The sequence below is a fragment of the Photorhabdus tasmaniensis genome, from assembly GCF_011189505.1.
Lineage (GTDB): Bacteria > Pseudomonadota > Gammaproteobacteria > Enterobacterales > Enterobacteriaceae > Photorhabdus > Photorhabdus tasmaniensis.
In genome coordinates this window covers 37,284-49,086 of record NZ_PUJU01000035.1, presented here as the reverse complement: position 1 = coordinate 49,086, position 11,803 = coordinate 37,284, and the positions used below count along the sequence as shown (strand labels likewise).

Genomic DNA, 11,803 nt, shown 5'->3' with positions numbered 1-11,803 from the left:
CCTGATCGTTACACACTGATGGTGTTGAAAGATTGCCTAATACCCGCAATGTGAAACTCACTTTCAGGGTATCAGAATCAAAAGGCAATGCCGCAACATCAACACGTTGCAGGTTTGCTTTTTGAATCTCGGCATCCAATTTGGCCGGATCGCTGGTTAACGCGTTTTTTAATCGATTAGAAATCGTCCCTCTGACCGCTTTTTCCTGAATAGCAATAGGTTGCCATTCGCTGGTTTGCTCCCAATTTCCAGCAAACATGACAGCATCAGAGTTAGAAAGTTTACGTTCAAATGCTAATACAGAAGCGGTTTTGGTTAATTTAGCCATATAAATATCCTTTCTTTAAGTTAATTAGTCGATGATTCTTACTTTCTTGTTGGATTGACGGGCAGCAGACTGCTGATTGCAGCATCGATAGACACCCTCTTGATAGTCATAACACCAGAGTAACTGACGAATATCATGAATACGATGCGGGCTTTGCCACTCTCCTACTCCATAAATTGCTTCTACAAAACGAAATGGAGTATTGGGATCTCGCGTTTTCTCCACTTGTCCGGCAGGATATAACGGCGATATTGCCTGATAACCTGTCATCAAAGGAACTAAATATCCAGAAGCGGGTTTGGCAACATATTCCCAAGTTGCCGGGTCGCCAATTTCAGGTTGTTTATCTTCTTGAACAGGAATAGCCCGCATTTTGATAGCAGCGAAATCAAGCCAAGCATCAAGCAGTTCTGCCTGCGGATTGCTTTGCTTTAATGTATCGTAATGATCAGCTAATAATTCAGAGCGATCCAACAGGGCAAATCCTGGCAGTAGACGACGCATTAACTTACGTGTTTCTTGCTCTTGTTGTGGGAAAGAAATAACATCCACTTTAGCAATTTCAGTGATAGTGCCACCAGCCAGCCGATGAGTTGAACATATTTTCAGCAAATGTTGTTCTAACTCGTCAATGCTTGTACTCCCTCCCACAATCTCACCAGAACATTCCATTAATAAAGACACCGTCATATGCATACGGCCTTCTTCATTAAACGTCGCTGTTTTTGCTTCTTTAGTTAGCGGATTGCGAGTTAATGCAAAAACTTTATCCTTAATCGGATCAGACTGATAAGCATGTAGTTGATGGTTATGACAAATAACGCCGCAATTTTCCAATGTTAAATCATGACTTTGTTGCAACTTACGTGAAAATGCATGAGTAAACCCAAGAAAATGAGTGATAGCCGGAAAGCCATAGGTTAAACCCACAACCGCATTCGCATTTTCCACTTTAATCTTACGTAAAATAATCAGATAGCTCATGGCATAATCTCCTGCAATTCATCCTCAAATTCACGTAACCGTTCCTTAAATACAGTAGCCCACTCACGACGTTCAGATAATCCCATTTCTAATCGTTCATGTTTTAAACTCTGATTCAGCCAGTAACTAAAATCCGCGACTATCTCTTTTTTCCAGTCGCCATCTTCGCGTTCCAATGCAAATGTTTCATCTTATTGGCAACGATAAGGATCAAGCCAAAGCTGCTGAGCATATTTTAATTCACAATCTTCATTGGCACTCCAGCCTTTAAGCTCGCTCAGATTTTGTATGCCAGCAACATAGTTAAACAAAATATCAATGATTTCATCAATATATTCCTGACGACATTGCCGGATCTCTAGCGTATTTTCATATTTTTGTACACTTAACAAATACCGTTGAGTCTGCCAAATAGTGCTACGGGCTAATGAAACAAACTCACTGCCCAGTTCAAAAATAGACCTGTGCTCCATAGGGGGTTTAGTGATACTTTTCCATTCAGGAGCTGAACATGGTAAAAGCCAGACACGTCCACCTCGGACACTGTTAAGATAAGAGGTAATTTGTGGCTTAGTGCTACCAAAGTACTGCGCAGCAGTATTAGGATAAATCACTCTAGTTTCGGGACGCCAATAATTTTCCCTTTTCGCTTTGTTAATTTCTTTAGATAATTCACTAAAGCGCACGTCAGTAATACGCTGATACATGGTATGCGCCAGAGACGAAGAAAATAATGGACTTAATAAGTGATACCCACTATTGCTGATCGGGAAATAGAGCTGTTTTGCCAGTCTATGTGAAGAAAGTCGTTTATCTGATAAAACTTGCCTGAATCCATTGATCCACAATTCAAGCTGCCGCTCATTTTCCGCCAATTCAGCTAGTGCTGAATAGTCGCCCCGATTTATATTCGCCAGCAGTGAATCATCTTCCTGATATTCTGTTAACAATAATCGCAATATCAATAGCAGCCGCGTTTCCCGCTGCATCTATTGTAGGTTTATCTAAAGCTGCCGTGGAAAGATATTTAATATCTTTTTTTACATTTGATTTTGATTGTAGCGCTAAAATACTGCTCCCTCTTGCATCAGTATGGGTAAATTTCAGAACATGTGTCACTAAGCGGATTTGATCTACCCGGTTAACCGCATCATCCAACCAATTCGCAACAATGTAACGTTCCTCCAACGCCTTGCGTTGTTCAACGATCTCCTGTTGAGCAAGCGTGATATCATCCAAAGAAGCTAACTTCGCTAATCTCTTTTCTGCCTCTTTATCAAAAATCTCTAGCTTTGACTGTTTACGGTTTTCGATATAATCGATAATAAATCGACTCAATCCATTTTCATTCATAGGCTTTTACCTACCTTATCAAAATGATTATCTGGGCACCCCTAAATTATGAACAAGTAAACTGCCCAGTTTGACCATATTTAAAACATTAACGAATGTATGAAACGCAGAATTACATGACTGAAAAACGTCGCTATCTCTTTTAACTTCACCATAGGTTCCAATATATCACCGTACAACCATGACTTACTGCAATAATGAGAAACATGATATCAGCCGGGTTATGGCATTGGCTAACCATGAAACATATTTTTCTGCTAGTTAAAAATGGGTAAATATGTTCACAAGGCATCCTGTTATCAATGGCATATTTATAAGATAGTTTGTTTCTTCAAACGTTCAATTTATTATTAAAAAATATGATTATGCACTACTTCTAAATCCATACACTCATCTCTGTCTCCAGTTTAGGCAATTATTGCGCCATAAATCAAGAATATTCATGAGCACACATAGGGATTGTGACCAAGTAGCTACGATCACCGCCAACTTTTTTATCCCTCATCATCCTAAAATCATTCGTATATGCGGTGTCAAATATGTAGGTATTTAATGAGCACATATTGTTCATCATCTTCCTTCAATGTACTATTTTAAATACATACATACATACAGACAGCAGAGTTTAACCATGCCTCAGATCCCAGTAGAAACTAATGACCATATGTCGTTACGAATTGCCTCAGAAGAAAAATTGCTATTAATGCGTGCTGCTGCTTTACAGCACATCAACTTGACTGAGTTTGATGAACGGATGGAACTGACTGAAAGAGACAGTTTGTATGTACTGAATCTTTTGGATAATCCACCAGCACCCAATGATAAATTAATGGCCGCAGCATTTGCCTTACCGAAGCAATCATGACATTACAAACTTGGCACGAAGAACCCATCAGCAGGCATCACGACCGCGCCGCCTTCAACTGTGGTGATCGCAGCTACCCGGTCACCACCCCATATAGATAATTAGACCCAGGAAATCCAAAAAATATAATAACTCATCAACTGGGTGCGCCAAATACACCTAAAAATGCTGGCTGACGTCTTTTAGCTCCATCTCCTTGGTATCAGCCAGATGCGGGTAAATTGTCTCAGTATCAAGTTCCATCCAAGCACTCACATCTGATGGACTAGCAGGGGCATTTGAACAGAAATTTACAGTTTCACAGATTATTGACAAAGTGCTGGTTTTTTATCCGGCACTTTATTTTAATTAAGTTCCGTTCACTCAACGGAGCTTGCCACCATGTTAAGACCCCCCCTCTCCAGACTTTCCCACCAGAAACCCTCTCGCTTGACGAGCTGGTGCCCAAAAATCACCTGGTCCGTCACGTTTTGATGCCACCATTGATTTTGAATTCATCCGCGAATGAGTCGCGCCTTTGTATTGCCACAATAATGGTCGACCTGCCATTGATCCGGTCATGTTGATTAAAATGATGTTGCTCGGCTACTTGTTTGGGATCCCCAGCGAACGCCGTCTGGCTCAGGAAATCCAAGTCAATGTGGCCTACCGCTGGCTCCTCCGCCTCGGCTTAACAGAGAAAGTGCCTGATGCTTCGACCCTGAGCCAAAACCGTCGCCGCCGTTTCAATCACAGCGAAGTCTTCCAGCAGATTTTTGATAATATTGTTGAGCAAGCCATCGCCAGAGGGTGGGTGGGGGGACGGGTACTCTATACTGACGGCACCCACCTGAAAGCCAGTGCCAGTCCGCATAAATCAAAGAACGAACTGCGTTCTGTGCCCCCCAGTGCCTATCTTGAGGAACTGGAAAAGGCCGTCAATGAAGACCGGGCCGCGTCGGGAAAAAAAGCTTAAAACCAGCCATGAAGGAACGGCAGAGAAAGACAAAGGTCAGCACCACCGATCCGGACAGCGGATTTATGCACCGAACCAACAAACCCAGGGGTTCTTTTATCTTGACCACCGTAGCGTGGATGGGAAAGTTGGCATCATCACCGATACCTACACTACACCGGACAATGTCCACAACAGCCCGCCTTTTATTGGGTGCCTGACACGTCAGCTCAGGCGATTCTCCCTGGCTCCCCTCGCGGTTGGGCTGGATGCGGGCTATTTTACGGCCCCGGTTTGTTACTTAACGGAACAGTTAGGTGTCATGCCAATAATCGGTTACCGCCGTCCGAATAAGGAGGCAAACGTCTTCCAGAAGAAACATTTTACCTATGACAAGCAGGAGGACTGCGATGTGTGCTCTCAGGGCGAAAAGTTGATTTATCAAACGACCAGCCGGGAGGGATACCGGCATTATCAGGCTGCGGCGACTATCTGCCAGTATTGCCCAAAACGCACGTCCTGTACGCAGGCCAAAAGGGGCAGACAGATAACCCGTCATGTCTGGGAGGACAGTAAGGAGCAAGCGAGGGAAAACCGGCTAACGGAGTGGGGTAAAAAGACCTATAAGTGACGAAAGGAGACGATAGAACGCAGTTTTGCGGATGCGAAGCAGCATCATGGGCACCGTTATGCCCGTTTCCGAGGGTTACTGAAAGTTCAGATACCGTGTCTGCTGGCGGCAACAGCCCAAAATATCAAGAAGATAGCATTGCTGGTCGCGATGCTTTGTTGTTTTTATCTCTGGAGAGCGAGTATTTCATTGCAGGAGAAACGAAAATAACGCCTTGTCAGGCAATTAAACCGGCTTAATGAGGAAAATGGGTGGCATTATGATTCACATAATGAAAGGAACAAGCCCCGTTATTTTCAACGAGGTTTGTCAGCGGTCTGAGGGATTGTTAAGCCCCTGTGAAGTGAAATTTTAACCCTAACGCTTTTGTTATTTTCATCATGGCGCTGAATGTAGGGTTCCCTTTCCCTGAAAGGGCATGATATAGCCCTTCTCTGGACATGCCAACCTCTCTTGAAAGCTGGCTCATATTTCTGGCTCTGGCAATATCACCCAGCGCAGAAAGTACCAGTACCGGATCGCCATCTTCTAAAATCTCGTTAAGGTACATTTGCATTTCTTCTCCATTGTTCAAATGTTCTGCAATATCATACTCTTTCAGTTTCATAGCTCCCCCTCGATCTCTTTATAAATGGCCTTAGCTCTGGTTATATCTTTTTGCTGTGTGCTTTTGTCTCCTCCACACAACAGGACAACGATAACTTTCCCGTGGCTTTTCAGATACACCCTGTACCCTTTCCCTTCATGAATCCGCATTTCTGAAAACCCTTCACCTACTGGCTCTATATCGCCAAAACTCCCGTTTTTCAGTCTGCGAATCCGTGCCTGAATTTTTGTTTTCGCCTTAATATCTTTCAGGGCATCAATCCAGCTATCAAATGTTTCTGTACTTAATACAGTTATCATTCCATTGCCCCTTATAATCTGATAATTAAAGTATACGCTTTATTTCTGATTTGTAAAATACATCTGACATAATAAAGGGGCATTTCAGCCCCTCCTTTTTTTATGCTCTCCAATAACTCATCAACTGGGTGCGCCAAATACGCCTAAAAACGGATGATAACGCCATGCTTCTCCGTCATCTTTTTTCCTGAGACAAATCTCACCAAAACGTTGGCTGACGTCTTTTAGCTCCATCTCCTTGGTATCAGCCAGATGCTGGTAAATTGTCTCAGTATCAAGCTCCATCCAAGCACTCACACCTGATGCAAACGACAATTCCGACAGATAATCAAACGATCCACTTTCTTTTATACCCGCAGGGCCGCTATCTGGTTCTACAAACCTCGCTTTTTCACCTTCTTCTTCAAGCCACAGATAATACAATTCATCTGGTTCAGACTGACGAAACGGTTTACGACGTTGAAGCTCTGCACACCATGAAGCCTCTTTACGCCACCAGAGGGCAGCGGAGTAATGAAATGGCTTCTCAGAATCACCTTGAAGTTCATCCCACAAACGTTGATGTTCAAGATCGACTAAATTATCAAAAGGTGAACGATTGCCTGCGTTATCACGCTCCTGAATCCTTGGCAATGCGCTGATCAGCTTATATTGGTGAGGTTTCAATAAGTTACGTAAATTATGGCTAGCAAGGCGGTAGTCTTTCGACTCAAATCCGGGCCGGCAATAGGCAGGAGTTTTCTGTTCATTATTTCTAAGCGCTTTATAGTTTTTTGCCAAAATATGCAAATTGGACACCCGTGGCTCTTTTTGTCGATGACGTTGAATACGTCCGGCAAGTTGTATCAATGAGCGCATTGAACTGGGTTCAGCAATGCTCCAATCGTAATCATGATCCCTGCCCACTTCAGCAACAGAGGTTGCCACTACCACAAAAATATGATGCTTTTCCGGCGTCTCTTCTAACGCTTTGCGGATTTCTGCCACCTGCCACAACGCCTCTTCATCGTAACGTGTCAACGTGGAATCCAATCGATGTTCAAGATGAGAACGTATCGCCATAGGATGCTGGCTGTGATAAACACAATAATGGATACGTACATTTTTAGGGGACGGTATCTGTAATAACTGTTGTGCAACAGCAACCAATGGATCGATATTTGCCATGCCTGGCGCAGGTGGTGGTGGCTAAATATCGTGACCACTTGCCGCTCTACCGTCAGCAACAAATCTATGCCCGCAGCGGCGTGACCCTGGCCCGCAGCACCCTGTCGGACTGGGTGGGGCAGGTGGCTGTGGCGTTGCAACCGTTAGCCGATGCGCTGAAGCAGGCGCTGCTGACGTCCCCGGTGCTGCATGCCGATGAGACCCCATTGCCGATACTGGCCCCGGGAAAAGGCCAGACCCAGCGCGCTTACCTGTGGACGTATGCTACCGGCCCCGATACCTCGCCGGCAGTGGTGTACTATGAGCTGCATCCCGGGCGCAGTGGCCGTTATGCCGAGAGCCTGCTGAAAGGCTGGTCGGGCGGCACGCTGGTGACGGATGATTATGCGGGTTACAACGCGCTGCATGCCCGGGCGGATATCACCGAAGCGGGTTGCTGGGCTCACGCCCGCCGCAAATTCTTTGACCAATACAAAGCGAGCCAAAGTCCGGTGGCGAAACAGGCGCTGGATGGCATTCGTGACCTGTACAAGCTGGAGAGAAAAATCAAACACCGGCCGCCGGATAAACGGCGTCAGTGGCGGCAGCGTTATGCCCGACCGTGGCTGAATGAGTTCCGGTCCTGGTTGCAGACGACTCAGGCCCAAACGGCTCCCAACTCGGGGTTACGTAAAGCGATAGATTATACGCTGAAGCGCTGGTCAGCCCTGGTATGTTATCTGGATGATGGCCGGGTGCCGATAGACAACAACCGGGCGGAGAATGCGGTCCGGGGCGTGGCGGTTGGTCGAAAGAACTGGCTTTTTGCGGGCTCGCTCTGCGCGGGGCAACGTGCCGCCATGATAATGAGCCTGCTGGAAACTGCCAAAGCCAACGGACATGAGCCGTGGGTCTGGTTACGTGATGTCCTTACCCGGTTACCTGCCTGGCCGAACAATCGGTTACATGAGTTGCTGCCCTGGTCTGATAATCCCTTCAGTTAAATCCCATTTTGTTGTTATCTGACAACGCAAGATGAGATGACCGGACGCTTACATTAAACTTAACAAAAAGCAGGTATTAAAAAGGATAAAAACAACGGTTAAAACTTTATACCCATTAAATCCGTCGAGTAAAAAAACGATTTGCGATAACTGGTTAACTGTCATAATGATTTAAAAAATCGAATACCAAATCATTAAAAATTTTATATCAAAAGCGGATTTAATTTAATAAATGCCACTTTTAAAAATAACCATTAATCGCATTTAATCTAAAATCATTAACCGTTAATCCAAAGTTGAAAAGAAAGCGCATGTAAAATAACATTACCTGAATAAACGGATATTAAAGCGCTTTCTCTCCAGTTATTTAACAACATCAGAAAAGATAAAAAGTGAATATAATCCGCGTTCGTTAAACATAAAACACGATATCCAATGATGATTAAACTTAACAAAAACAGGTGTTAAAAGGGATAAAAACAACGGTTAAAACTTTATACTCATTAAATCCATCGAGTAAAAAAACAACTTCCGATAGCAGGTTAACGGTCATCATCATTTAAAAACGCAAATGCCGCCGTATTAAATCTTTTATATCAAAAACGGATTTAACGCAATAAATACCATTTTAAAAAATAACCATTAATAGTATTTAATCGAAAATCATTAACCGTTAATCCAAAGTTGAAAAGAAAGCGCATGTAAAATAACATTACCTGAATAAACGGATATTAAAGCGCTTTCTCTCCAGTTATTTAACAACATCAGAAAAGATAAAAAATGAATATAATCCACGTTCGTTAAACATAAAGCACGATATCCGATGATGATTAAACTTAACAAAAACAGGTGTTAAAAGAGATAAAAACAATGGTTAAAACTTTATACTCATTAAATCCATCGAGTAAAAAAACAACTTCCGATAACAGGTTAACTGTCATCATCATTTGAAAACGCGAATACTAAAGCATTAAACTTTTTATATCAAAATCGGATTTAACTTAATAAATGCCACTTTTAAAAATAACCATTAATCGCATTTAATCTAAAATCATTAACCGTTAATCCAAAGTTGAAAAGAAAGCGCATGTAAAATAACATTACCTGAATAAACGGATATTAAAGCGCTTTCTCTCCAGTTATTTAACAACATCAGAAAAGATAAAAAGTGAATATAATCCGCGTTCGTTAAACATAAAACACGATATCCAATGATGATTAAACTTAACAAAAACAGGTGTTAAAAGGGATAAAAACAACGGTTAAAACTTTATACTCATTAAATCCATCGAGTAAAAAAACGACTTGCGATAACAGGTTAAATAGAATTGCATAATACCGATACAGTTGGTCTATTCGATTGATATCTGAAAATGGCCACTCTGACCCGCTTTGTGCTATGCATACTGAAACCTTTGTTGTGTAAGGCGTTGACAAAGTGTATCACTATTTTGAAAAGTTATTTATTTTCTTTATATAATTTATTAATTATGTTTTTTTATTTACTGGTTTAACCTTTGATTCAGGTAGGAAAAAAGAAAAACATCAGTATAAAATTACCGACTTCGGCAATAGACATATAATGATAGTTACCGTTAATTCCCTATATCCGATGAGTGTTTTTACCACCTTCTGATTTATATACATCAATCAAGTATGAATTATATGCTCCACCTATTATTGTCAAAGAAATCGCGTTAAAAAACTCAGCAAGATAAGAGGTTGGTATATCCAATATAAAAAAACGCTGGCCTGCATGGTTTTCATTAAACCAAGATCGACAAGAGATAGCCCTTTATTTAAAAGATAAATCGATGAAGTAGCGAGACTGTAATTTAACTTGGCTCGATTTATAGATTTTTTAACATTTTTATTAAATTTTTGTGCTTACACTATTAATGGAACGTAATGGGTATCACTTATTTTGTCTGTTTTCATACGATATAAGATAGTTAATGTATTAATTAGCCAATTGATTTTCATGAGATAAATAATTTATCCATATTATTTACTTGCCTATTTTCTCTATTTTTTGCTGAATTCATACTGGTGCAGAAAGTTTCTGGTCTAAACACTTCACCTTAAGGGAGCTTTTATAAATTATTTGTTTTGCGATATTGGTGTACAACAAGGTATATTGATGATTAGTTGTGAAATTTCCAACGATAAATGGGGAAAGACATGCGAATTAAAGTTTTGCTCAGTGCTTCGGCATTGTTACTGTTAGCAGGGTGTACAGCCACAAATCAATTAACTTCCAGCGGTTCACAGGTTCGTTTTGTTGATACTAAACCAGGCAGTGAGTGTCAGCTATTAGGTGAAGTCGCAGGCACTCAAAGTAACTGGATGACTGGTGTAAGTAATGAGAGCAGCTCAATGCGTGGTGCGGCTAATGATTTACGCAATAAAGCCGCAGCTATGGGCGGAAATGTCATCTATGGTGTAACCAGCCCAAGTGAAAGCCTGTTATCGAGCTTTGTTCCACTGGACAGTAAAATGATTGGTCAAGTCTATAAATGTCAGTAATTGCATTCTTGATTTAAATGATATGCCCGGCTGAAAAGCATCCGGGCATGAATTTTCTGTTAATTTTGCCTTAGCCCCAAATCTAATGGCGTCTTACTCGGTTCTCCGCCGATCTCCCTTGCCAGACGTGGCACCAGGTAACCTGAAACTTTTGCCAGTAATTCCCGGATAAGCCCTTTGGCTTCCTCATCACTGACCATAAAGTGAGCGGCTCCTTGTACTTTATCCAGTACATGAATGTAATAGGGCAGAATACCCGCATCAAACAGTGCATTGCTCAGATCAGCCAAAATATCAGAGTGATTATTGACGCCGCGTAATAGCACACTTTGGTTTAGTAACGTGACGCCTGCTTGTTTTAGCATCATCATACTGTTCCGTAAGGGTGGGTCGATCTCATTAGCATGATTGATATGCGTCACCATGATCACTTGTAATCTCGATTGTGACAGCCGATCGCAAAGCGTTGTTGTGATCCGGGCAGGAATAACCACAGGCAAACGGGTGTGAATACGTAGTCGTTTGATATGGGAAATCTTTTCCAGGTTACTGATCAACCAGTCCAGTTCATGATCTTTTGCCATTAACGGATCGCCGCCAGAGAAGATAATTTCATCAAGTTCAGTATGCTGTTGAACATAATTTAACGCTTGTTGCCAGTTACGCTTATTACCTTTGTTATCCTCGTACGGGAAATGACGGCGGAAGCAGTAACGACAGTTAACCGCGCATCCTCCTTTAACCAGCAGCAGTGCACGGTTACGGTATTTGTGCAATAAGCCGGGAACGGTACTGTGTTGTTCATCCAGAGGGTCGGTGGAAAAACCAGGAGTAAGCGTAAATTCTTTTGGTGCCGTTATGACCTGAAGTAGCAATGGATCATTAGGATCGTTTGCTTGCATTCGGGCAGCAAAGGCTCTGGGTACTCGCAGTGGAAACAGGCGACGAGCGCCACTCCCTTTGGTTAATCCCGGGTGTTCATGTAACGATAACAATTGTAATAGTTCGTCAGGATCGGTAATAACATCTGTAAGTTGTTTCAACCAGTCTTCTCTGATGAGGATCTTTGGGGTTATAATATGCGCCATTTTTTGGCTAAGCCATTTTGTTTAAATTAGAGGGTCTC

The 11,803-nt window shown here is 42.3% G+C and carries 8 protein-coding genes and 3 pseudogenes; 4 read left to right on the top strand and 7 right to left on the bottom strand.

Going from position 1 to position 11,803, the window contains the following annotated elements; all coding sequences use genetic code 11:
* The 3 genes and pseudogenes from C5471_RS15655 to csy1 form a co-directional block, all read right to left on the bottom strand.
* Positions 1 to 328: type I-F CRISPR-associated protein Cas7f/Csy3 (locus C5471_RS15655; RefSeq protein ID WP_166296098.1), on the bottom strand; the 328-nt coding region annotated here is incomplete at its 3' end.
* A 24-nt stretch (positions 329 to 352) separates the two neighbouring features.
* Positions 353 to 1,312, bottom strand: a complete 960-nt coding sequence (gene csy2 / locus C5471_RS15650; protein WP_133815623.1) for a type I-F CRISPR-associated protein Csy2 — start codon at positions 1,310 to 1,312, stop codon at positions 353 to 355.
* A pseudogene (gene csy1 / locus C5471_RS15645) lies at positions 1,309 to 2,665 on the bottom strand (type I-F CRISPR-associated protein Csy1). The gene csy2 and the pseudogene csy1 overlap by 4 nt, the downstream one beginning before the upstream one ends.
* Before the next feature lie 631 nt (positions 2,666 to 3,296).
* On the opposite strand from csy1, the gene C5471_RS15640 reads away from it, so the two are divergent.
* Entirely contained in the window at positions 3,297 to 3,530 is a 234-nt protein-coding gene (locus tag C5471_RS15640; RefSeq protein ID WP_133815624.1) for a type II toxin-antitoxin system TacA family antitoxin, read from the top strand.
* A gap of 347 nt (positions 3,531 to 3,877) precedes the next feature.
* Positions 3,878 to 5,305 (top strand): annotated as a pseudogene (locus C5471_RS15635) (IS1182 family transposase).
* Positions 5,306 to 5,423: 118 nt separating this feature from the next.
* On the opposite strand, the gene C5471_RS15630 reads toward C5471_RS15635, so the two are convergent.
* The 3 genes from C5471_RS15630 to C5471_RS15620 form a co-directional block, all read right to left on the bottom strand.
* Positions 5,424 to 5,702: an addiction module antidote protein gene (locus C5471_RS15630; protein ID WP_133815625.1), complete on the bottom strand. Its 279-nt coding sequence runs from the start codon at positions 5,700 to 5,702 to the stop codon at positions 5,424 to 5,426.
* Positions 5,699 to 6,001, bottom strand: a complete 303-nt coding sequence (locus C5471_RS15625) for a type II toxin-antitoxin system RelE/ParE family toxin (protein ID WP_133815626.1) — start codon at positions 5,999 to 6,001, stop codon at positions 5,699 to 5,701. The genes C5471_RS15630 and C5471_RS15625 overlap by 4 nt, the downstream gene beginning before the upstream one ends.
* 120 nt (positions 6,002 to 6,121) lie before the next feature.
* The gene (locus tag C5471_RS15620) at positions 6,122 to 7,168 is read right to left on the bottom strand and encodes a P-loop NTPase family protein (RefSeq protein WP_242688735.1); all 1,047 of its coding nucleotides are present in this window, start codon (positions 7,166 to 7,168) and stop codon (positions 6,122 to 6,124) included.
* A 2-nt stretch (positions 7,169 to 7,170) separates the two neighbouring features.
* On the opposite strand from C5471_RS15620, the pseudogene tnpC reads away from it, so the two are divergent.
* Positions 7,171 to 8,151 (top strand): annotated as a pseudogene (gene tnpC / locus C5471_RS15615) (IS66 family transposase); the annotation flags it as partial.
* 2,181 nt (positions 8,152 to 10,332) lie between these two features.
* Positions 10,333 to 10,677 (top strand): DUF4156 domain-containing protein, encoded by a 345-nt coding sequence (locus tag C5471_RS15610; protein WP_166296095.1) that lies wholly within the window; start codon positions 10,333 to 10,335, stop codon positions 10,675 to 10,677.
* 59 nt (positions 10,678 to 10,736) lie between these two features.
* Here the strand turns inward: C5471_RS15610 and epmB are convergent, their stop codons facing one another.
* Positions 10,737 to 11,765 carry an EF-P beta-lysylation protein EpmB gene (gene epmB, locus C5471_RS15605; RefSeq protein ID WP_133815628.1) on the bottom strand — a complete coding sequence of 343 codons (1,029 nt, stop codon included), beginning with the start codon at positions 11,763 to 11,765 and terminating at the stop codon, positions 10,737 to 10,739.
* Between the last annotated feature and the right edge of the window lie 38 nt (positions 11,766 to 11,803).